Raw genomic sequence first — 22,397 nt, 5'->3', positions numbered from 1 at the left:
CCTGTGGGGCCTGGTACTGACTCATCGAGATGCGCCTTCCTCTGAAAGTGATGCAACCAGAACCCTATGGCCCGATCCTGAGCGCCAGTTCCACCACCACCGGGGACAACTCCCCATGAGCCATCAGCGCCAACGGCACGCCCCACGCTTGGCACACCTGCCAGACGTGGACCGTGTCCAACGACCAGCACCACCCTGGATGAGGCTTCGCCAGGCTCTGATGAGGTCATGTCCGCCCGGCCGGCGCGCGGTTGCCCGGGCCCAGACGGTCCAACCGATGGCCAGGCCAACAGGCCGACGGTGAGTGGCAGAGTCACGACTCCGGGGGCGTCGAAGCATCAACAGGGCCAGTCAGTGGCAGAGTCACGACCCCGGGGCGTCCAACCATCAACAGTGTCAGTCAGTGGCTGGGCCAGACCCCCGCCGAGGCCCTTACATCATCAACGTCAGTGGTCGATGGCAGGCTCGGACCGGTCGGATGGATGCCGAGGATTCTGCTGGGAGTTGGCATCCATCCGGCGATATACGAACAGCAAGCCCTTGACTTCGACTCTCCGAAATGATACGTTTGTTCTATGGATTTCGACGACGAGAACATCGACCCGGAGGACCACTCCTCCGGCGATGAATCGAGCGCGTCGAGTTCCGAGGAAGAGCGCCCCGAGCCATTTGTGACGTTGCCGGTGGGTCCGGACGTCGGCTTGACCGAGGTCGTCGCAGCAGCCCAGGAGGTCGACCAGGCTCAGGCTGCCTGGCGGTCGGGGGTGAGTCTGTCGCAGCGATCGGACGTGATCGGCGCGGCCGCACCGGGAGCTTCGTTGGCGGGAGTACTCGAGGCGGCAGCCGAGCGGGCCCCGGCCGATCGAGACCAGGCAACGAGGGTTGAGTTGATCGCGGCCTGTGAGCGGCAGATGGCTCAGTTGGCCGGACTTCAGGCGAAGTTCGCACAGGAACTTTTGGATGAGCGAGGGGCCTCGTCGAGGACCCTGACGGCCGTCCATGACGAGATCTCTTGCCGGTTGGCGACGACCTCCTACGCTGCGGGCACCATCATCACCCGCGCCGGTGCGCTGGAAGATTCGCCGCGACTGCGGAAGGGACTGGCTTCCGGCGAAGTATCGGCGCGGAAGCTCGATGTGATTGCCGCTGCTGTGTCGGATCTTGACCCGGGCGAGCGGGCCGTGCTTGAGAACTATGGCTGCGAGCTGGCGCCCACGCACACACCGCCGCAACTGAAGAAGGCGCTGGCGGTCGCGATCATTGCTGCCGACCCCACCCGGGCCGAGCAGCGGCACCAGCGGGAAGTGCGTGAGCGGCACCTGACCTTCGAACCGGCCGCACACGGGATGTCCTGGTTGGGCGTCTACCTTCCGGCCGAGGACGGACTGAACATCTTCACCTGCCTGAACGCCCAGGCGGCCGCCACCTCCGCTGAGGACGAGCGAGGAATCGACGCCCGGCGCGTCGACGCCCTGACCACCCTCTTCGAGTCGATCATGGCTGGCGGGCGCCTGCCGGACGGAACCACACTGCCCACTCAGCATGGACAGTCGCCACACATCCGATTCTCGATCACCGCACCCGTGCTGGCCGGTGACGACCAGACACCCGCACTGCTGCACGGATACGGACCGATCTGCGCGGGGACTGCCCGTCAGCTGGCCCACCGGGCCGGTGCTGACTCCGGAGGCCTCGCGAGTCCCGCACTCTTCGGAACGTCGACCACCGGTCCCACCACGGACACCGGTGTTGATGCCGGGCGGTCGAGCACCAGCGGCTCTCCCTGCTTGGCCGGAGCCGATAGAAATCTGGCCCCGAACCCCGAGCCGACGTGGGCGGAGCGCTGCGCCCTGGCCAACCGGCTCGATCACGGCGCCACCGCCGAGGAGCGCGATGTGATTTTCGGCCCAGCCTGGCCGTGGCCCGACCAGCGGGTTCGAGACGAGGATCTAGCGATCTGGCGGGCGCTACTTGATCGCCCTCGGCTTGATCGCCTCCAGCACGTAGCGGAATCGTCGGCCCAGCCAAAGGGCAGCGATGAGCGGCAGCCCAAGGGTCAGCCAGGGACTAAGGGCGAGCCAGGGACCAAGGGCGAGCCAGGGACCAAGGGTGAGCCAGGTCGCGATCCGATGTGGAACCTACTTCCACCGCCGCGTCCAACTGAGCTCCCAGACGGTACAGATGCGAACGAATTGATCGCCTGGGCACAGCGCCACCACTCGGACGAGGCTGGGCTGTGCTCATCCGTCGAGGACCAGCTTGGCCTGATTTGTGCCGGCTCCTATGCGCCTTCTCGGCGGCTGCGCGCCCGGATCATCGAACGCGACCAGACCTGCCGGTTTCCGACCTGCCAGGTTCCCGCGTGGCGGTGCCAGCTCGATCACATTTCCGCTTTCGACGGAAGCATCCCGGCCTGGGCTCAGACTGTCGAGACGAATCTGCAGGCACTGTGCACCCATCATCACCAGGCCAAGACCGCCGGAGTATTCCGGGTGGAGCGAGACGCCCGCACCGGAGTCACTACCTGGTACGCCCCGACCGGGCACATCTACACCCGCAGCCCGGAACACGCCGACTACACCGGCGTCACCCGCCAGTTGCGGCAAGAGCTCCGGGCCAGCTGTGAGGATGACACGCTCACCTCAGCCGCGGCTGAGATGCGCTCCGCAGCGGGTAAGACTTCTCCTTGGCCGCGCGACGACACTGATCCGCCGTTCTGAGCCTCGACGATGGACACGATCATCGATGGCCAGTCACGCTGTCGGAGCGCAGCGCCACCGGCAGAGGCCAGTTGCGGGTCTACACCGACGCTCGCCGTGGAATGTCCTCACCATCTCCGCCGTTGAACGAAATATGACTGCTGAACCTCCCATCACCGTGGACGTCTGGTCCGACATCGCGTGCCCCTGGTGCTTCATCGGGAACCGCACCCTGAAGCAGGCCATCGAGCAGTACGACGGGGAGGTGACCGTCCGCTATCACTCCTACGAGCTCGCACCGGACACCCCGGTGGACTACGAGGGTTCCGAAGTGGACTTCCTGGTAAAGCACAAGGGCCTCCCACCCGAGCAGGTCCAGCAGATGCTCGACCAGGTGACCTCTACTGGCGCTGCCGCAGGCGCAACATTCCACTTCGACACCGTCCAGCACACCAACACCCTCCGCGCCCACCAAGCCCTGCATCATGCCGCGCAGCATGGTCGGCAGACGGAACTGTTGGAGCGGCTGTTCCGGGCCTACTTCAGCGAGGGGCGGCACATCGGGCGCGACGCGGATCTCGCGGAGCTCGCCGCCGAGGTCGGCCTCAACAGCGAGCGGCTGCTGGCTGACCTAGCCGCCGAGCGCTACGCCACCGACGTGCAGCGCGACCTCAACCACGCTCAGCAGATGGGTGTTCGAGGCGTCCCGTTCTTCGTGTTCGAGGGCCAATACGGCGTGTCCGGAGCACAGAGCGTGGAGACGTTCACCGAGGTGCTCGCACATGTGGCCGCAGAGGTTGGCACCCGCGCCTGAGTATTCAGGGTAGGCGTCCGCCGACGTGCCCGCCCGGGAGGCCACCCTCCCAGCGGCCCCAGCGATCAGCTCATCCGTTCCCGCAGCGCGGCTAGTTGCCGGCTCATCGCCACAGGCAAGCGGTCGCCGAACTGCGCGAAGTACCCCGCGCACCGGTCCGCCTCCTCGCTCCAGGCGGCCGGGTCCACCCGATGCAGCTCGTCCAGGTCAGCCGCCGGCAGGTCGAGCCCGTCCAGCTGCAGCTCGCCGTCAGCGGGCGCCACTCCGAGCGGTGTCTGCCGCCCGGTCACCTCACCGTCGACCAACCGGAGCAACCAGTCCAGCACGCGGGCGTTCTCGGAGAACCCGGGCCAGAGGAAGGAACCATCGGCCCCCTTGCGGAACCAGTTCACCGCCGCGATCCGCGGAGCACGGTCGCCGAGTCGCTCCCCGACCGACAGCCAGTGCCCGAAGTAGTCGCCCATGTGGTACCCGCAGAACGGCAGCATCGCGAACGGGTCCCGGCGCAGCTCACCCACCGCCCCCTCCGCAGCAGCAGTGCGCTCCGAGGAGATCGTCGCCCCGAAGAACACCCCGTGCTCCCAGTCCTCGGCCGCCGTCACCAGGGGCACGTTGCTCGCCCGGCGCCCACCGAACAGGATCAGGTCCACCGGAACGCCCTCGCCGGCATCCCAGTCCGGATCGATCATCGGGCACTGCGCCGCCGAGACCGTGAACCGCGAGTTCGGGTGCGCCGCCGGCCGGCCGGTCTCCGCGCCGACCTCCGGAGTCCAGTCCTGGCCGACCCAGTCGATCAGATGCTCCGGCGCCTCGGGCGTGAGTCCCTCCCACCACACATCACCGTCGTCGGTGAGCGCCACGTTCGTGAAGATCACGTCATGGGTGAGAGTGTCCACCGCAGTCGGGTTGGTGCCCGCTCCGGTCCCGGGTGCCACCCCGAAGAACCCAGCCTCGGGATTGATCGCCCACAACCGGCCGTCCTCACCAGGCCGCAGCCAGACGATGTCATCGCCGAGTGTGGTCACAGTCCACTCCGGCAGAACCGAGCGCAGCATCGCCAGATTGGTCTTCCCACAGGCCGAGGGGAACGCCGCGGCGACATGGAACTGCCGCCCGTCGGCGTGGCGGAGCCGAATCAGCAGCATGTGCTCAGCCAGCCATCCCTCGTCCCGGGCCAGCACTGAGGCGATCCGCAAGGCGTAACACTTCTTCCCGAGCAGGGCGTTCCCGCCGTAGCCGGAGCCGAAGGACCAGATCTCCCGATCGTCCGGGAAGTGGGTGATGTACTTCGTCTCGTTGCACGGCCACGGCACATCGGGCAGCACAGCTGCGCCGTCGGTCACCAACGGCATCCCGACCGAGTGCACCGCCGGGACCCACTCGGCTCCGCCGTCGATCTGATCCATGGCGGCCTCCCCCATCCGGGTCATCAGCCGCATACTGACCACCACATACGGGGAGTCGGTGATCTCGATACCCACCTTGGACGCCGGCCCACCGACCGGACCCATCGAGAACGGCACCACGTACATCGTGCGCCCACGCATACTGCCGGCGAACACGCGCAGGAGTTCCGCCCGCATCTCGGCCGGATCCCGCCAGTTGTTCGTCGGCCCAGCGTCCGACTCCTCCGCTGAGCAGATGAACGTCGCCGACTCCACGCGGGCCACATCCTTCGGGTCCGACCGGGCGAGGAAAGAGTTCGGCCTCAGCTCCGGATCGAGCCGGATCAGCGTGCCCGCCTGGCACAGCTCCTCGGTGAGCCGGTCACGCTCGGCTTCACTGCCATCACACCAGACGACGGCGTCCGGCCCGGTCAACTCTGCTACAGCGGCCACGAAGTCGCGGGCTGCCGCCATCCCGCGGGGCAGTGCATATCCCTCGTCACGTCGCGGAGTGGGCAGGGACTGGGTGCTGTCCGGACCGTGCGTGGTCACGTCACGGCGGGCGGGGGTGCGGTCCTGGCCGTTCGTGGCCACGTCACGGCGGGTGCGGGTGCGAGTGCTGTACTGCAGATCCAGCGTGGTGCTCATCATGTGCCCTTCGTTCTGCCGGTGGGTGCTGCCAGTGGGACTTGCCGGCGGCGGCGGACCAGTGGTGCTGCGGGTGAGCGCTACCGACGGCGTACGTCAACTTTCCTGCAGTTCCCCACACTCTTGAAGCACGAAATGCCGGCAATATTGGCTGAAGTTGCCGTATCGTCACCTCATGGCTGATGAGCACACCGACCCCGTCACCCTCGGCAAGCGCATCCGGCACTTCCGCTCCCGCGGGCGGCTCACCTTGGCCCAGCTGGCCGAGACGACCGGCACCACCGCCAGCCAGCTCTCCCACATCGAGAACGGCCGGCGCGAGCCGCGGCTGTCCCTGCTCCAGGCGATCGCCAGCACCCTCGGCACCAGTGCGTCCGAGCTGCTGGAGCCGGCTCCTCCCCCGGACCGGCGCGCAGCGTTGGAGATCGAGCTGCACCGCTCCCAGTCCTCCCCCCTGTTCGCCTCTCTCGGCGCGCCGGCGGTCCGCCCGTCCAGAACGCTTCCGCTTCCGGTACTGGAGTCTCTGGTCGCACTGCACCGTGAACTCGGCCGCCGCGCGGCGGAAGCGATCGCCACTCCGGAGGAGGCACGCCGAGCGAACACCCAGATGCGTCTGGACATGCGGGCGCGAGGCAACTACCTGCCGGAGATCGAAGAACTCGGCGAAGAGGTCATCCGCAAGGCCGGGTACACCTCCGGCGCACTCACCCACTCCACCGTGTCCACGTTGGCCCGCTCCCTGGGCTTCGAGATCATCCACGTCCCCGACCTGCCGCACTCCACCCGCACGGTCACCGACCTGGAGAACGGGCGCATCTACCTCCCGCCGGCATCGATCCCCGGCGGGCACGGTCTGCGCTCACTTGCCCTGCAGGCCATCGGGCACCGGCTGCTCGGGCACACCCAACCGGCCAGCTACGCCGACTTCCTCTATCAGCGGGTGGAGATCGCCTACTTCGCCGCCACCTGCCTGATCCCACGCAGCGCCGCGTTGGACTTCCTCCTCCCCCGCCAGCGCGCCAAGGATCTGGCCATCGAGGACTTCCGTGATGCGTTCGGGGTCACTCATGACTTCGCCGCGCTGCGGCTGACCAACCTGGCCACCTCGCACCTGGACATGCCGGTGCACTACCTGCGGGTGGGCGAGGACGGCGCCCTCTACAAGGGCTACGAGAACGACGGCGTCGCGCTACCTACCGATGTCACCGGCGCCATCGAGGGGCAGCTGGTCTGCCGGCAGTGGGCAGCCCGGGCGGCGTTCGCCCGCCGGACCCGCACCACGGAGTTCCACCAGTACACCGACACCCCGGACGGCACGTTCTGGTGCTCCACCCAGACGGGCAGCACCTCCTCCGGGGAGTTCACCATCACCGTCGGGGTGCCGTTCGCCCATGCCAAGTGGTTCCGCGGCCGGGAGACCAAGCGCCGCGCGACCTCCACCTGCCCGGAGGAGGGCTGCTGCCGCCGTCCGGACGAGGCCCTCAGCGAGCGGTGGCAGCAGGCGTCCTGGCCGAGCGCCGTCTCCCATGCGCAGATTCTTGGACCGCTGCCGTCCGGGCGCTTCCCCGGCGTCGACGACACCGAGGTGTACCGCTTCCTCGAGGCGAACGCGCCCAGCGAGCCAACGTGACCACCGCCTTAAGGTCGCGCAGACTCGGTCACCGGTGCCCGACATTTCGCGACCTTGTGGGGTGCGCTCGTGATCAGCGGGTGACGACGTTGCCCTGCTGAATCTCCACCGCGACCTCGGGCAGCGGGTCCTCGGCGGGACCCGCGGTCACCGCACCATCGGCCAGCGCGAACCGCGACCCGTGGCACGGGCAGTACAGGTCCTCCTCCTCGGCCCGCACCTCGCAGCCCTGGTGGGTGCAGATCGCGGAGAATGCCCGGACCTCCTCCTCACCGGTGCGAACCACGGCGACCGCGACGCCGTCGTCCGTCGTGGCCACCTGCGCCTGCCCGACTTCCAGCTCGTTCAGGCTCAGCAGTACCACACCGGATTGGGGCTCTTCGGCCGACGAGGTGTCCTCAGTGCACGCGGCGAGCGCGAACACCCCCGCACCGGCACCGGTGGCAAGCAGGACCTGACGACGAGCAAGGCAGCCGGACATGGGGGCAGTCTACGTGCCGCCCGGCTCTCGGAACCGGTCCTGATGTACCGCGAGAACCGGCAGCGCTCCCGGCGAGACGAGTGCCGCCCTGCCCTCTGATTCGCTCGCGCTCAGCCCTCCGCCAGCCACTGCTTGGCCGCATCCAGCACGGCCCGGTGGAAGGTCGGGTAGGCGTAGATCATCCGGGTCAGCGCGTGCACCGGGAGTCGCTGTTGGACCGCGAGGGTGAGCAGACCGAGCACCTCTCCCCCGCGCGGGCCCACCGAGGTCGCGCCGAGCAGCATCCCGGACTCGGCGTGTGCGACCAACGTGATCACGCCGTCGTTGCTCACTCCGTGGATCCACCCCCGCGCCGAGGTGGGCACCTGGACGCTCGTGCTGCGCACCGGCACTGCCTGCTTGCGCGCCTGGGCTTCGGACATCCCGACGACGCCGACCTCCGGATCGGTGAACGTCACCCGGGGCACGGCGTGATACTCGGCGTCGAGGCTCTCGTCCCCGCGCAGGTGCGCCAGCGCGATCTCCGCCTGGTACATCGACATGTGCGTGAACGGGCCTTTGCCGGTGACGTCACCGATCGCGTACAGCCCTTCCACCGGCCCCCCGTCGACGCCGAGCACCCGGCAGAAACGATCCACGTCCAGGGTCCGAGCCGAGGTATCCAGCCCGTAGGCGTCCAGACCGAGCCGGCCCAACCCGGTGTCCCGGCCAGCGGCCACCAGCAGCCGCTCCGCCACCAGTTCCCGCGCCCCGACCTGCACCCTGATCCCCTGGCTGTCGCTACGCACGGAGGCTACGCCGTCGCCGGTGAGCACCTCGATCCCCTCGGCGCGAAACGCCTGCGCGATGACCTCACTCGCGGCTGGCTCCTCGCCGGGCAGCAGCCGGTCGGCGGCCTCCACCACGCTCACCCGGGTCCCGAAGCGTGCGAACACCTGCGCGAACTCCAGGCCGATCGGGCCGCCGCCGAGCACGATCATCGACTCCGGCGCACGGGTGGTGCGGACCGCGTCCCGGTTGGTCCAGTAGGGCACCTGGTCCAGGCCGTCGATCGGCGGGATCGCCGGGGAGGTTCCAGTATTGAGGACGACGGCGCGGCGTGCCTGGATCTGTTCGTCACCTACTTCCACCGTGCGCGGCGCGACGAGGCGGGCGCGGCCCCGGATCAGCCGTCCGCCCTTCTCGGTGAACCGATCGGCCGCGATCTGATCGTCCCAGTCCGTGGTGGCCTCGTCGCGGATCCGCTTCGCCGCCGGAGCCAGGTCCGGCTGCACCTCCGCCCGCCCGGCTACCTCGTTCACCCGCCGCGCCTCGGCCAGCGCATCGGCGGCCCGGATCATCATCTTCGACGGGATGCAGCCGTAATACGGGCACTCTCCGCCCACCAGGTTCGCCTCGATGCCGATCACGTCCAGGCCGTCGGCGGCCAGCTCACCGGCCACGTGCTCTCCGCCGGGGCCCATCCCGATCACGACGACGTCTGCTCGCTCGGTCATCGATCTGCCCTCTCCTCGGTGCTCACCGTTCGATCCTCACGTGTGCGAGCGGTGTCGGCCACCTGAGCCGGGCTGGTGGGGCCGCGCACACCCCATCGATGATCGCGTCCACGGTGGCCTCCGCCAGGCGGCGCCGGTGCACATCCGGGGCGCTGCGCAGCGGCCCGTCGCTGACCAGGTGGGCGAAGCCGTGCACCGCCGCCCAGCAGGGCCATTCGGCCTCCTGGCGCGCGGATGCACTGAGCAGACCGGTAGCGGCCATCTGGTCCAGGGCCTGCGTCAGCAACGCGAACGGAGGCGGGACGTACAGCTCAGCCACACCTTCCCCCTGGTGGACCTGCTTCCCTATGGCCGACAGGAGGAGTGGCAGGACGTACCCGACGGGTGGCCGCAGGATGCGGCCTACTCGAGGTGGCTGGACTCCCCCGATATCGCTCGGCTGTACGGGCCGACCGGCTGACCACCTGGCCGTCCCGGCGGGCCGACGTGCCCACCGCGCAGGCCGCCTTGCCTGAGTTCGCCGCGGTCGCACCAGGACCCTCCTTCCCAGTGCGACCGCGGCCGTCATGAGGCCATCCGCCGCCGGACCGGCAGGCGGGAGCGGGTGAATAACCACCCGGCACCGCTGGCGAGTAGGGGCAGGGCGATGAACAGCACGGCGATCGGCAGCCAGGGCACCACGGTCTGCCACATCGACCCGAAGTTCGCATCGGTGCCCTGCCAGAGCCCGAGGACGTAGCCCAGCAGCAGGCCGGTGACCACGCCGGTGACGGTGCCGATCCCGGCGATCACCCCCGCCTGCGCGGCAGTGACCCGCCGGCGCATCCGCGGGCTCGCACCGACGGCCGCAAGCGTGGCCAGGTCCGCCCGGGAGTCCGCGACCGCGAGACCGACGCTCAGCCCGGTCGCGGCGAGCGCGACGAACAGCGCGAGGCCCATCACGATGAGAATGGTGGTGCCGGAATTCTGCTGGTTCATCTGCCCTTCGACGGCGATCCGCACGTTCGGCTCCACGTCACTGAGATGCCGGTTCAACTCGTCCACATCGGCCTGGGTCAGATCGACCCCGGTGATCGCCGCACCGATCGGCGCCACGTGTAAACGGGCCTCGACGGCATCGATGTCGGGCTGGGTGGCGATCCACTCCTCGTTCGCGGCAACGACTTCCTCGGCCGCCGCCAGCGACAACACCAAGTTGAACTGGAACGAACTCCAGTCCACCAAGTGAGCCGGAACAACGATCTCCTCGGTCACAGGCTCCGGGCCATTGCCGCGAAACGCCACGTGCACGTTACCGTCCGGCCAGATCGAGTCCGGATCATTGGTCAGCACCTGCCCGTCCGCGAGGGCACGGGCGGCCTCGTCCGCACCGGCCAGTCCAAGGCTGCCCACCAGCGTGCCGTCATCGACGAGGCTGTACGCCCAATTGTAGCCACTGCTGATCGTAGGGATGACCCGGCACCGTTCATCCGCGGCGTCCGGACCCATCAACGCGGGGTCCGGGCACTCGGTCTCCGGGTCCGGCATCGCAACCGGGTTGGGGCCGGCGGTCTCATCGGTCCTGGTCAGGTTCTGCACCGGCGCGATCACCGCCTCCGGATACGCCGCAGAAATCACCTCAGTGGCCTGCTGGTACTGCTCATCGAGAGCCTCGGCCGAAGCACCCCACTCATCCAGGCTGAGCAGACCGGTGCCGTCGGCGGCCACCGGCTTCCATACCTGCTCCTGGACTTGTGCATGGCTGGTGATCCAGATCATGCCCGCCGTGGCTGCAGCCACCGCGGCGAGCACTGCCGCCACTGCCGGTGCGGTCCGGCTTCGGTGCCGGTGGGCATCCCGGAGCGCGAACCGGCCGGCCACCCCGAACCGCGGGGCGAGCCGTCCGGCCAGGGCCACCAGTGCGCCTGCGGCCATCACCAGGCCGAGCTCGAGCACGATCACCCCACCGGCCAGCAGCACCGGCTGGGAGGTGACCGCCGCGACGATGCTCAGCACCACGCCCAGGGCTCCTAGCCCGAGGCCGATCCAGGCCACCCGGTGCCGTGCGGGCTGCTCACCGCGACGTCCGGCGAGCACTGTCACCACGTCCGCGCGGGACGCACTACGGGCCGGGAACCACGCAGCGGCCACGCCCAACACCAGTGCAATCGCCCCGATAGCCACCGGTTCCCAGAGCGGGATCACCAAGTTCGCCGCCGGGGTCTGCGAATCGACCAGGACCGCGTACACGATCAGGCTCGCTGCCGTGCCTACCAGCATGCCGAGCACGGCCGCGACCAGTCCGGCCACCACACCGCCGGCGAGCACGATCCGGCGCAGATCCGCTGGTTCCCCGCCGGCGCTCGCCACCAGCGCGAGGGACCGGGCGCTGCGTTTGGCCCCCACGGCGAACGCCGGCCCGATCAGCAGGATGATCTCCAGCAGGACCAGCCCGCCCACAGCCAGCAGGGTGCCCGCCAGCCGGCCGCCGTCACCGGCTATGCCGCCGAACATCCCGCCATAGACCTCCGCGGGCGGAGGTGGGTCGTTCAGCACCGCCCGACTGATCACCACCAGACCGATCGCGTTCAACTGCACCACGTCCGCCCAGGTGACCGGCGCGTCCCCGGTGACGAACCAGACCGGCTGGGCTCCGCCGTCGGGCAGGGTGCCCGGGCCGAGCAACGCGGCCGTGCGGGAGGTGCTCGTGCCGATACCCACCACCTGGACCGCCTCCGGCTCCTCGCCGAGCATCAGCTCGACCGAGTCCCCGACGCCGACCTGGAGCCGTTCGGCGACACCGCTGCGCAGCACCACCTGACCTGCGGCCGGAACCGCATGCCCGGTCACCTCGCCGAGCAGCCCGGGCACCGCGGAAGTGTCGGTCTCCAGGACCTGCGCGCCGTCGATCAGCGCCTGATCGGTGCGCAGGTCCAGGTATGCCTCGGCGGCAGGTGACACACCATCGCCCGAAGGCACCGCAGCAGCCAACTCCGATTCGGTCAGCTCACCCAGATCCGCACCACCCGCTCCGCACGCCCCCATACCGGAGGCGTCCTGCTTCGTGGGGGTGCGTACCTCGGCCGCGCAGGGCAGCGCCAGCCGCGCCTGCGCCGTGTCGCCCATCTCCCAGGAGATCGTCGTCGCAGTGGTCGGCGTGCTTGACCTCAGAACGCCGACCACAAAGGTGCCGGCCGCAACCGGCAGCATCATCAGCAGCACGACCAGCACGGTGCGCCCCTTGCTGCGCCAGGCGTCCCGCCGGGCGATCCGCAGCGCCGCGCGCCAGCGGGCAAGCCAGCGCCTCATCGGCCGTCCCGATGCCGCGGACCGGAGCCGGCAGCGCTGAGCAGGTACTCGGGTTCGTCCGGCTCGGTGGCGTCCACCACGATGCCGTCACGGAGGAACACGGTGCGGTCGGCCCAGGCGGCGAACCGGGGTTCGTGGGTGACCAGCAACCCGGCCGCACCCGCGTCCACCCGGGCGCGCAGCACCCGCATCACCGCCTCCCCGGTGATCGAGTCGAGCGCACCGGTGGGTTCGTCGGCGAGCAGCAGGCGGCGCGGGCCGACCAGTGCGCGGGCGATCGCCACCCGCTGCTGCTGGCCGCCGGAGAGCTCGTCCGGGAATCTGTCGGCCAGGTCCTCCAGCTCCACGTCCGCCAGTGCCGCGAGCGCCTCCCGGCGAGCACGCCGGGAACGCAGCCCGTCCAACTCGCGCGGCAACGCCACGTTCTCCGCGGCGGTCAGTGCCGGGATGAGGTTGAAGTCCTGGAACACGTATCCGATCCGGCGACGGCGTAACGCGGCCCGGCCTTTGGCGTTCAGATCCGAGAGGGTGTCCTTGGCCAACTGCACGGTGCCGTCAGTGGGCGTATCGAGTCCACCCGCGAGATTGAGCAACGTGGACTTCCCCGATCCGGAAGGGCCCATCACCGCCACCAGCTCGCCCATCCGCACGGTCAGGTCCACCGCGTCCAGCGCCCGCACCTCCTGCGCGCCCGCACCGTGGATCCGGGTCACGCGCTCCAGGGTGAGGAGCACCGGAGCGGCCTGCGCGTTCATCGCCGGCTCCGACTCTTCGCCCGACCGGTTCGGGCGGCCTTCGGCGCTTCCGCGGAAGCGGTCGAGGGATCCGTGGCTGCGTGCGCCGCACGTTCGGCGCGCGACTCGATGTGGTCCAACCAGCGCAGCTCTGCCTCGGCGGTGAAGATGTGGTTGTCCAGTACCAGCGACCAGGACAGGTCGGCCGGGCTCGCCGGATCGATCCGCGCAGCAAGCTTGGTCAGGTCCCGCAATGCGCGCATCGTCTCGGTGCGCTGACGCTGGACGACATCCCGCACGCTCACTCCGGGCGCGGTGGCGGCCAGTGCCACTTTGATCACGAGCTCATCCCGTTCCGGCGCGCCGCGCCGCACCGGGGTCTGCCACCAGCCGTCGGCCTCCGCCCGGCCCTCGTCGGTGAGCAGGTAGCGGTCAACGTCCGTCTCGGCTGTTTCGTCCGATGCGTAGGCGACCAGCCCGTCCCGCTCCAGGCGCCGCACCGTGGTGTAGACCTGGCCGATGTTCAGCGGCCAGGTGCCACCGGTGCGGGCTTCGAACTGCTTGCGCAGCCGCGCCACGCCCATCGGTTCTTCGCTCAGCAACGCCAACAGGCCTTGTTTCACGGACACGGGTCCTCCTCGAATGGTTACCGAGTAACCTACGACTTACTCGGTAACCAAGGCAAGAGCGACACGCGGCTGCTCAGCAACCAGCCGGCCTCGCTTGACGGACCTGGTGCTCGCCCACCGGAGTGCAAGGGGCGGGATGTTCGGGCGGCAGGGGCGGACGGCGGCGGCATCAGCAGCTGAGACGCACGAAACCGGTATAGTTTCCCGATACCATTTGACTGGCATTAAACCCGTCGGACCAAGAAACAGTTTCGTGGGGAGCGACGTGAGCAGAGACACCAGCGAGGGCCGTCGCCCGACCATTGCCGACATCGCCGCGCTGGCCGGAGTATCAAAGGCCTCGGTCTCCAAGGCGATCAACGGTCAAGAGGGTGTATCGGAATCGACCCGCGCCCGCGTACTCTCCGTGGCGACCCGGCTGGGGTGGCAGCCAAGTGCCCGCGCCGTCGCACTGACCCGAGGCGGCTCGGGTGCGATCGGCTTCCTGATCAACCGCTCACCGGATCTGCTGAGCGCCGATCCATACTTCGTCGACCTGCTCTCCGGGATCGAGCGAGAACTGACGGAGCACGGGTACTGGCTGCTGCTGAAGATCGGGCACCATCCCACCGAGGCGAGCGAACGCGCCGCCTATGCCGACCTGGCAGCCTCCCAGCGGGTCGATGGCGTGTTCCTGACCGAGACACGGATCGGCGACCCTCGCTTGGATACGGTCCGCTCCCTCCGCCTGCCGGCGGTGATTGTCTCGAGGCCGTGGGCAGACACCGACCTGCCATGGGTCGGCAGCGGTCAGCCCGGCGGCGGGATCGGCGACGCTGTTCGTCACCTCGCCGAACTCGGGCACCGCAAAATTGCCTATGTCACCGGTCCGCAGGACCGATCCCATGTGCTGTACCGCACGGAGGCATTCCTTGCCGCCGTCGCAGAGCACGGGCTCGCCGTGGTCGGCATGCCTCGCACCGACTTCTCGCCGGGCCGCGGCGCGGAGGCAACCGTCCGGCTTCTCGATCAGCCGGAGCGCCCCAGCGCGATCATCTACGACAACGACATGATGGCGGTAGCGGGCTCACAGGCGGCAAGCACGCTCGGGTTCAGCACCCCTCGTGACTTGTCGGTGATCGGCCATGACGATATCTCCATGAGTCAGTGGCTGACGCCGGCACTGACCACCGTGCGCCAAGACGTCATCCGGCTCGGCGAACTCTGCGCACGACGCCTGCTCAGCTCCCTCGGCGTGACGGTCACCACCCCCGACCACGGATGGCAGGGTATGCCCGACCCACAGTTGGTCGTGCGTGGGAGTACCGGCCCGGCACAGCATGCCTGACGGGCCGCCCCGCCCCCACCTCCGATTGACTCCTCAGTCGAGCAGGACGCGGGAGCCGCGGGACAGGGCTTCACCTGCCGCGGACAATGTGCGGGTGACCTGATACCCGAGGTCGATGCCCGCAGGGTGATCACGCTCACCGGACCGCACCATCTCCGCGAGATCTCCGATCGCGCACGCAGCAGCCTCCTGCGGCGTGGACAACGGCACGGGCATGGTGAGTATCCCGGACTCACCATAGGCAGCGAACAGACTCTCGCTAGCTGCCGGCGGTGTGGTCAGGCTGAGCGTCGCCGTACTCGAGGCACCAGAACGGTGCCGCACGATCAGGTGAACCATGTCCCCCGGACCAGGTCCGGCGGACACCTCGACCGCCTCGCCGAGGACACCCAGCGCCACCGAGAGCGCATGTGGCCCAACGTCCCACAGCGCACCAGCAGTGTGCCGCCAGTTGTCCGGATCCGGTTCGAAGTCGGGCTCGAACAGACTCGCAGTCCAGGTCGCACGCGCGGTAGACCACTGACGCTGCGCGGCACTGGCGATCCAGGCCGCCTGCTCGGGACGGTGGCGCGAGGTAAAGAAGACCAGCGCCGCGAGGTCCGCCCTTCGAACCGCGTCGACGATGCGGCGCGCATCATCTGGGTCAAGGGCCAACGGCTTCTCCAGCAGCAAATGCTTACCAGCTGCTGCACAGGTGAGCGCCAGATCCACCTGCGCCGTCGGCGGCACGGTGAGGACGACGGCGTCGACGACAGCCAGCATCTCGTGCAGATCGTCGAAGGCACGAGTGTGCAGCTCCTCGGCGGCGGCTGCGACCGCTTCGCTGCGCCGCCCCCACACGCCTACCAGTTCGGCGTCCGGGTGTGCGGCAAGCACGGGGCCATGTGTATGCACAGCCCAGAAACCGGTACCGATGATACCAACGCGAAGCACTATGTCCTCCCTGACATCTTGACGATCCTCACGGTCTGAGGAGGCGAGTTCGCTCAGTATGACACAAGCAATACAAGCAAAACCGATGCACCTATGACCGACTTCGTCAAGCGTCTCCGCAATCTTCAGAACATCTGCTACGGTTACGAAACCGGTTTTGTTCAGGAGACACAACGCAAGGGAGCGGGCATGCAGTCACGGACGAAGATCCTCGGTGCGGCAGTCGTCGCGGTCGTGCTGGTGGTCGTGGGAGCCGTTTGGTTTACCTCACGATCGAGCGGGTCGGACGACGCGATCGAATGGTGGGTCCCGAACTGGGACGAAGAGGTAGCCACCCAGCTGGCCAGGGCGTACGAAGAGGAGAATCCGGACGTCTCGATAGAGATCGTTCAGACCACGAACGATTCACTGCCCACGCAGGTCGGCACGGCACTCGACTCGGGGACCACCCCGGACGTGATCATCGAACTGGCGTCCCGGGTGAACCGGTATGCCGCCGACGGTACGGTCACCGACCTGAGCGACATGTTCGGCACGAACATGCCGGAGGAAGACTTCATCGACGGGTCCCTCGAGGAAGTGAGCCAAGACGGTTCGGTGTACGCCATCCCCTACCGGTGGGACTGCATCGCACTGGTCTACAACCCGGACATGCTCGACGAGGCCGGTGTGGAGGTACCGACCACCTGGGACGAGTACGTCGCCGCCGCCGAGCAGCTCACCACGGACGAACACGCAGGTATCGCCTGGCCGCTGGGTCAGGACGGTAACGCCGCGCTGCGCTACCTCGGGCTCGCCGTCGACGGCGGCTCCGAAATCAGTGACGGCAGCCTGTCGATCACCCAGGACTCGTCCGAGCGGGCAATCGAGATCATTGGCGGCACTCAGCGCGACGGTTGGGCCAGCCCGAGCTCTCTCGAAGTGGACAACACTGGGGTACGGCAGCTGTTCGAGAACGAACAGATCGCGATGTACCTGGGCGGTCTCTTCGATGTCGCGCCGATCCAGGATGTGGGTGTGCCGGTACAAACTGCCGTCAGCCCCGGTCCGCAGATTGCTGACGGTTGGGCCTACATGATCCCGGCCGAGGCGCCGAACGCAGAAGGTGCTCGCGACTTCGTCGAGTTCCTCACCAGCCCCGAAAACATGGCTGCCCTCACCGAGAGCTTCCCAGCACGGGTCAGCGCCGCTGACGATGAGCGGTTCACCGGTCCAGACGCTGCGGCTCACCTGGAGCAGCTGACGACTGACAGCGTGCCCGCTCCGAGCGATGCCGCCTGGGGCGAACTCATCCCGGACGTCTACTCCGCACTCCAGTCGGTGGCGCTGGACCAGCAGGACTCCGCAGCAGCAGCGGCCGCGCTCCAGGAGCAGGCGGACTCCGTCCTGGGCGGCGACTGAGCGATGGCCCGAACGTTCGTCGTCGAACGGCGCGCCTACGCGCTGACCGGCCCGACGCTGGTGGCGATGGCACTCCTGACCGTGGTGCCGATCGTCGTCGTCATCAGCCGGGCCGCGAGCGCCGAGGGCCGTGCCATCGCCGGAAGCCTGCTGGGATCCTCGCAATTCCACCAGATCTTGGGCCGCACCGGGATCTGGACAGTGGTCTCTGTGGTCGGCGCGATGGTGATCGGTTTCGCTGCGGCGCTGATCCTGCAAAGCGGACATGTCCGCTGGCCCGGGCTGTGGCGAGGCATCCTCATGGTGCCCTGGATCATCCCCGGGGTCGTCGGGGCCACGATCTGGAAGTGGGGCTACAGCTCCACCTATGGGCTTCTGAATCACGCCCTGGTCTCCCTCGGGCTGATCGACCAGCCGGTGCAATGGCTCAGCAATCCGGAGATCGTCCTGTACGCACTCGCTGCGGTACAGGTCTGGTCGACCGCACCGTTCGTCATGTTGCTGCTCGGCGCAGCACTGACCTCCATCCCCGGCGAACGATACGAGGCGGCACGCCTGGACGGCGCTCATGCCGTGGGGTTGTTCCGGCACATCACGCTTCCGGCGGTGAATGCCACAGCGGCGATCGCCACGTTGATGCTGGTCACGTTCGCTTTGAACGCGTTCACCATCATCTGGGTGTCCACCGCCGGCGGCCCGGTCGGTGCGTCAACGATCCTTCCGGTCGAGCTCTACCGCGCCTTCCAAAATGGCGATGACACCACGGTGGCAGTGATCGCCTGCGTCCAGTTGCTGATCAGCGCGGTGTTCGCGCTGATCTACGTCCGATCGATCAAGGCGGGTGACGAGTGATGACCGCAGTGACCGCTCCACGGCGACGAAAGCTGCGCCAGCCAGGGACACGCATCGTCGTCTGGCTCGGGTTGGCCGTCATCCTGCTCTGGACGTTGGCACCGATCACCACCATGGTGTTCACCTCGTTCAAACCGGCCACGGAGATCTTCACCATTCCGCCGACCCTGCTGCCGGACGAGTGGACCCTCGACAACTATGTGACCGTGTTCACCGCCTCCTCGATGCCGGAGGCGCTGCGGAACAGCATCGTGGTCGGTCTCATCGTTGCCCTGCTCACCCTCACCCTGGGCACCAGCGCCGGATACGCTCTGGCCCGGCTGCGGTTCCGCGGCGCCCGATCGATCTCGCTGTTCATCCTGCTCGGGCAGATGATCCCACTGACGGTGCTGCTGCTCGCGCTGTTCCAGATGATCACGGCGATCGGCTTCCACGACACGGTGCTCGGCGTCGCGTTCGCCCACCTGGTGATCACCCTTCCGCTGGTCACCTGGATGATCCGGAACCAGATCGTCGCCATCCCCTACGAGCTCGAAGAGGCGGCGATGATCGATGGCTGCTCCCGCATGGACGCGGTCCTCTACGCGGTGCTGCCAGTAGCCGGACCTGGCTTGGCCGCCGCAGGGATGTTCGCCTTCCTGCAGTCCTGGCACGAGTTCGTGCTCGCCTCGGTGCTGACACGGAGCGGCCAGTCCCGCACCGCACCGATCGCGCTGACCGAGTTCTCCTCGGAGTTCGACGTCGACTGGGGCGCGACGATGGCCGCCTCCGTCGTGCTCACCGTCCCACTGGTGATTGCCTTCGTCGCTTTGCAGCGCTACCTCGTGAACGGGCTCACCGGAGGTGCGGTGAAGGGGTAGCGCTCATGCGGATCACGACAGGACGGAACCGATAGAGATGGACGAGGAATGACGACACCAAGCAGGCCGTGGCTGGGAGTGAACTTCTGGTCGCGGGCAGGCGGTCCACGGATGTGGACGCAGTACGACGATGCGATCGTGCGGGAGGAACTCCTCACCTTGCGTCGGCACGGGCTGGACACCACGCGAACCTTCCTCTTCTGGCCGGACTTCATGCCGGCGCCAGATGCGCTGGATGAGGAGCTCTACCGCCGCTACCGGGACTTCCTCGACCTGCACGAGGAGGTCGGCCTCCAGACGATCCCTACCTTCTTGGTGGGGCATATGTCCGGAGAGAACTTCAGCCCGTCCTGGCGGGGCGATCGGAGCCTCTACCGCGATCCCTGGCTACTGGGAAGGCAGGCTTGGTACATCCGCGAGTCGACCCGCCGGCTCCAGGACCACACAGCGATCACCGGCTGGCTACTTTCCAACGAGATGCCCATCTTCGGAGATCCGGAGGGGCGCGGCAGTGCCGCGGACCGCGACGTGGTCAGCGCATGGGCCGAGATCATGACCCAGGCCGTCCGCGCCGGAGGTGGCCACCAGCCGGTCTCCACCGGAGACGGTGCCTGGGGCATCGAGGTGACCGGACGGGACAACGGGTTCCGGGTGCGCGACCTGGCACCGATGGGCGACTTCGTCGGTCCGCACGTGTACCGGATGGAGAACGACCAGTCGCGGGAGCTGCTCACTGCGGCATTCATCGGCCAGCTGCTCGCGTTCACCGGGAAACCCGTGGTGCTCGAGGAGTTCGGCGTCACCTCCGCCTATGTCTCGGCGGAGCAAGCGGCCCAGTATTACCGACAAGTGCTGCACTCGACGCTCATCACCGGCACCCGAGGATGGCTCGCCTGGAACAACACCGACTATGGCGATCTCTGGGACCAGGACCCCTACCGTCACCACGCGTTCGAGCTCTACTTCGGGGTCACCGACTCCCGCGGCCGCCCGAAGAGCACCCTCCGGGAACTCGCTGCCTTCTCGGCCGTGCTCGATCAGGTCGACACTGCCGCGCTGGCCCCGGCCAGGTCCGGGGCAGCACTCGTGGTGCCGACGTTCCTCGAGCACCACTACCCGATGACTCCGGCCGGCGATGGTGCGGTGATCTTCGACGCACTCCGTCAGGCGTGGATCGCCGCCTGGGAGGCCGACCTCCCGCTGACGATCGAACGTGCCGCAGACGGCCTGTCCGGCGAGCACGACCTGTACCTCGTGCCATCGGTCAAGCATCTGCTCACTACCACCTGGCAGCGACTGCGCGAGCTCGCGGAGGCAGGTGCGACCGTGTACGTCTCCTACTGCGCCGGCGAAGGCGGCTGGCAGCGCGGCCCGTGGTGGTATGAGATGAACGAGATGTTCGGTATCGAACACCAGCTGCGCTACGGCCTGGCCGAACCGATCGAGGACGACGCCGTGACCGTCCGTACCGTTCGTCCGTTCGGCGAGATCCCAGCGGGCCGCACGCTGTCCTTTCGGTCCGCTGGCACTGAGCACTCCCGGTCCTACCTCCCGGTGCGACCCACCGACGCGGAGGTGCTGTGGGAAGACGACCACGGCCGCCCGGTACTGCTCCGGAACGCAGTCGGTGCCGGTCAGTTCATCCTGGGCACCTACCCGATGGAGCACATGGCCTCCCGGCTATCCGGAGTGAACCCGGAGCACACCTGGCAGCTCTACGACGCACTCGCTACCGAAGCCGGTCTCAGCAACCGTGCGCGCGCCCACGACCCCCGGGTGCACGCCCGCCAGATGGCGGCGGGAACAGACCAGCTGCTCTGGCTCACCTCTCAGTCGCCGGAGCCCGTGGACGTCCAGATCTCCCTTCCGAACGGAGCGTCGCTCGGCGCGGAGATCGCGACGAACACCGGAGCCGAGGTTCCGCAGGAGACGACGATCGGCGAGGATGCCGCCGAGGCGGTCGCCCTAGAACCGTTCGGCGTTCGAGTGTTCCGGCTGCACGGGACCAGAGAGTAGGAAACAGATGCGGATCACGGATATCCGATGTGCGGTGATCGGCGGTGTGCCGCTCGTCCGCGTGGTGACAGATGAGCAGATCGACGGGTTCGGCCCGGTGGAGTCGTCCAAGCCTTTCGTCGCCCCAATGGTCGCGACCTATCGTGAGTTCCTGACCGGTTGCGATCCCACACTGGTCGAGCGATGTGTGGCGAAGATCCGCCGGTTCGGCGCGCACAAGCCTTGGGGGGCCATGGTCAGCGCGATCGAGATCGCCCTGTGGGACATCGCTGGGAAGGCAGCCGGGCTCCCGGTGCACCGGCTGCTCGGCGGCAAGGTCCGCGATCGCGTCCGGGTCTACAACGGCGGTGTGCGCAGCGAACCCACCGGCTTCGACCCTGAGGACTACGCCGAGCAGATGCGGCAGATGGCGGCAGCCGACGAGGGTTTCACCCTGGTGAAGGAAGGAGTCGCGTTTCACGGGTTCATGACGCAGCACGTCCCAGGCTTCCACTATGGCGAACAACGGCTGGGGCCGCGCCACCCGAACCGTGGCGTGGTCAGCTCCCGGGGAATGACTCACCTCGTGGAGTGCGTGGCAGCGATGCGTGAAGCGCTGCCGCCGCACATCGGTCTGGCCCTGGACGCCGGGCCCGGATTCCTGCCAGCCGATGCGATCCGGTTCTGCCAAGCGGTCGAGCCCTATGACCTGGCCTGGGTGGAAGATCTGATCACCGGTGACTACGTCCCCTGGGTCCACTCGCAGCAATATCGCGAGGTGACCAGTGCGACGTCCACCCCCACCCACACCGGTGAACAGATCTACCTGCGGCAGAACTTCATCGACCTGATCTCCACCCAGTCGGTCCGGGTCATCGGTCCCGACCCGTGCGACGTGGGCGGCCTCGCGGAGCTGAAGTGGGTCGCCGAGTACGCCGACCTGCACGGCGTAGCGATCGCTCCGCACGGTGTGCTCGACGGCGTTCTCGGCCTGGCAGCGCTCATTCAGGTCAGCGCTACGCTCCCGGACAACTTCATCGCCTTCGAGTATCCCGTCGCCTCAGAACCATGGTGGTACGACGTCGTCGACGGCCTTCCCACGCCGATCGTCACCGACGGCTTCATCGAGGTCGGCGACCGCCCCGGGCTCGGCCTCGAACTGGACCGCGACGCACTCACCGCCCGCCTGCGTCCCGAGGACGCGGGCTTCTTCGCCTGACATCAC

General features: G+C 68.1%; 18 protein-coding genes. 10 read left to right on the top strand and 8 right to left on the bottom strand.

The genetic code is table 11. The annotated features are described in order from the left end of the window. Positions 1–575 precede the first annotated feature (575 nt). Together FU260_RS09710 and FU260_RS09705 are read left to right on the top strand one after the other, a co-directional pair. Positions 576–2,720, top strand: a complete 2,145-nt coding sequence (locus FU260_RS09710; RefSeq protein WP_147916875.1) for a DUF222 domain-containing protein — start codon at positions 576–578, stop codon at positions 2,718–2,720. A gap of 133 nt (positions 2,721–2,853) precedes the next feature. After that, positions 2,854–3,513: a DsbA family oxidoreductase gene (locus FU260_RS09705; RefSeq protein WP_147916874.1), complete on the top strand. Its 660-nt coding sequence runs from the start codon at positions 2,854–2,856 to the stop codon at positions 3,511–3,513. Between the two features lie 65 nt (positions 3,514–3,578). Here FU260_RS09705 and FU260_RS09700 read toward each other — a convergent pair whose 3' ends face one another. Continuing rightward, the gene (locus tag FU260_RS09700; RefSeq protein WP_147919417.1) at positions 3,579–5,372 is read right to left on the bottom strand and encodes a phosphoenolpyruvate carboxykinase (GTP); all 1,794 of its coding nucleotides are present in this window, start codon (positions 5,370–5,372) and stop codon (positions 3,579–3,581) included. 349 nt (positions 5,373–5,721) lie between these two features. Here FU260_RS09700 and FU260_RS09695 point away from each other — a divergent pair, with 349 nt between their 5' ends. Next, positions 5,722–7,176, top strand: a complete 1,455-nt coding sequence (locus FU260_RS09695) for a helix-turn-helix domain-containing protein (RefSeq protein ID WP_147916873.1) — start codon at positions 5,722–5,724, stop codon at positions 7,174–7,176. A gap of 73 nt (positions 7,177–7,249) precedes the next feature. Here the strand turns inward: FU260_RS09695 and FU260_RS09690 are convergent, their stop codons facing one another. The 3 genes from FU260_RS09690 to FU260_RS09680 all read right to left on the bottom strand — a co-directional run bounded on the left by FU260_RS09690 (position 7,250) and on the right by FU260_RS09680 (position 9,472). Next, a complete protein-coding gene (locus FU260_RS09690; RefSeq protein WP_147916872.1) occupies positions 7,250–7,657 on the bottom strand; it encodes a QcrA and Rieske domain-containing protein in 408 nt (135 codons plus the stop codon). 110 nt (positions 7,658–7,767) lie between these two features. Then, the gene (locus FU260_RS09685) at positions 7,768–9,153 is read right to left on the bottom strand and encodes a dihydrolipoyl dehydrogenase family protein (RefSeq protein ID WP_147916871.1); all 1,386 of its coding nucleotides are present in this window, start codon (positions 9,151–9,153) and stop codon (positions 7,768–7,770) included. Positions 9,154–9,175: 22 nt separating this feature from the next. Continuing rightward, positions 9,176–9,472 (bottom strand): TetR-like C-terminal domain-containing protein, encoded by a 297-nt coding sequence (locus FU260_RS09680; RefSeq protein WP_268957769.1) that lies wholly within the window; start codon positions 9,470–9,472, stop codon positions 9,176–9,178. Positions 9,473–9,484: 12 nt separating this feature from the next. Here FU260_RS09680 and FU260_RS09675 point away from each other — a divergent pair, with 12 nt between their 5' ends. Then, a complete protein-coding gene (locus FU260_RS09675) occupies positions 9,485–9,613 on the top strand; it encodes a hypothetical protein (RefSeq protein ID WP_328592991.1) in 129 nt (42 codons plus the stop codon). Positions 9,614–9,717: 104 nt separating this feature from the next. Here the strand turns inward: FU260_RS09675 and FU260_RS09670 are convergent, their stop codons facing one another. Genes FU260_RS09670 through FU260_RS09660 form a run of 3 tightly spaced genes read right to left on the bottom strand, consistent with a single transcriptional unit; the run spans position 9,718 to position 13,804 of the window. Then, a complete protein-coding gene (locus FU260_RS09670) occupies positions 9,718–12,441 on the bottom strand; it encodes an ABC transporter permease (protein ID WP_147916869.1) in 2,724 nt (907 codons plus the stop codon). Continuing rightward, entirely contained in the window at positions 12,438–13,196 is a 759-nt protein-coding gene (locus FU260_RS09665; protein WP_147916868.1) for an ABC transporter ATP-binding protein, read from the bottom strand. The genes FU260_RS09670 and FU260_RS09665 overlap by 4 nt, the downstream gene beginning before the upstream one ends. Then, the gene (locus FU260_RS09660) at positions 13,193–13,804 is read right to left on the bottom strand and encodes a PadR family transcriptional regulator (protein ID WP_147916867.1); all 612 of its coding nucleotides are present in this window, start codon (positions 13,802–13,804) and stop codon (positions 13,193–13,195) included. Before FU260_RS09660 ends, FU260_RS09665 begins: the two co-directional genes overlap by 4 nt. A gap of 265 nt (positions 13,805–14,069) precedes the next feature. On the opposite strand from FU260_RS09660, the gene FU260_RS09655 reads away from it, so the two are divergent. Beyond that, positions 14,070–15,131: a LacI family DNA-binding transcriptional regulator gene (locus FU260_RS09655; protein ID WP_168211720.1), complete on the top strand. Its 1,062-nt coding sequence runs from the start codon at positions 14,070–14,072 to the stop codon at positions 15,129–15,131. A gap of 33 nt (positions 15,132–15,164) precedes the next feature. Here the strand turns inward: FU260_RS09655 and FU260_RS09650 are convergent, their stop codons facing one another. After that, positions 15,165–16,064 (bottom strand): Gfo/Idh/MocA family protein, encoded by a 900-nt coding sequence (locus tag FU260_RS09650; protein ID WP_168211719.1) that lies wholly within the window; start codon positions 16,062–16,064, stop codon positions 15,165–15,167. Positions 16,065–16,253: 189 nt separating this feature from the next. Here FU260_RS09650 and FU260_RS09645 point away from each other — a divergent pair, with 189 nt between their 5' ends. The 5 genes from FU260_RS09645 to FU260_RS09625 are packed head-to-tail and all read left to right on the top strand — an operon-like array spanning position 16,254 to position 22,391. Further along, a complete protein-coding gene (locus tag FU260_RS09645) occupies positions 16,254–17,465 on the top strand; it encodes an ABC transporter substrate-binding protein (RefSeq protein ID WP_168211718.1) in 1,212 nt (403 codons plus the stop codon). A 3-nt stretch (positions 17,466–17,468) separates the two neighbouring features. Further along, on the top strand, positions 17,469–18,317 hold the full coding sequence (locus FU260_RS09640) for a carbohydrate ABC transporter permease (RefSeq protein ID WP_147916863.1): 849 nt from the start codon (positions 17,469–17,471) through the stop codon (positions 18,315–18,317). Further along, complete coding sequence (locus FU260_RS09635; RefSeq protein WP_147916862.1) at positions 18,317–19,177, top strand: carbohydrate ABC transporter permease; 861 nt, start codon at positions 18,317–18,319, stop codon at positions 19,175–19,177. The genes FU260_RS09640 and FU260_RS09635 overlap by 1 nt, the downstream gene beginning before the upstream one ends. A gap of 48 nt (positions 19,178–19,225) precedes the next feature. Beyond that, on the top strand, positions 19,226–21,193 hold the full coding sequence (locus FU260_RS09630; RefSeq protein WP_147916861.1) for a glycoside hydrolase 5 family protein: 1,968 nt from the start codon (positions 19,226–19,228) through the stop codon (positions 21,191–21,193). Positions 21,194–21,200: 7 nt separating this feature from the next. After that, a complete protein-coding gene (locus FU260_RS09625) occupies positions 21,201–22,391 on the top strand; it encodes a mandelate racemase/muconate lactonizing enzyme family protein (RefSeq protein WP_147916860.1) in 1,191 nt (396 codons plus the stop codon). The last annotated feature ends 6 nt before the right edge of the window (positions 22,392–22,397 follow it).

The organism is Ruania zhangjianzhongii (genome assembly GCF_008000995.1).
GTDB classification, from domain to species: Bacteria; Actinomycetota; Actinomycetes; order Actinomycetales; family Beutenbergiaceae; genus Ruania; species Ruania zhangjianzhongii.
This window is presented reverse-complemented; position numbering and strand designations above follow the sequence as displayed.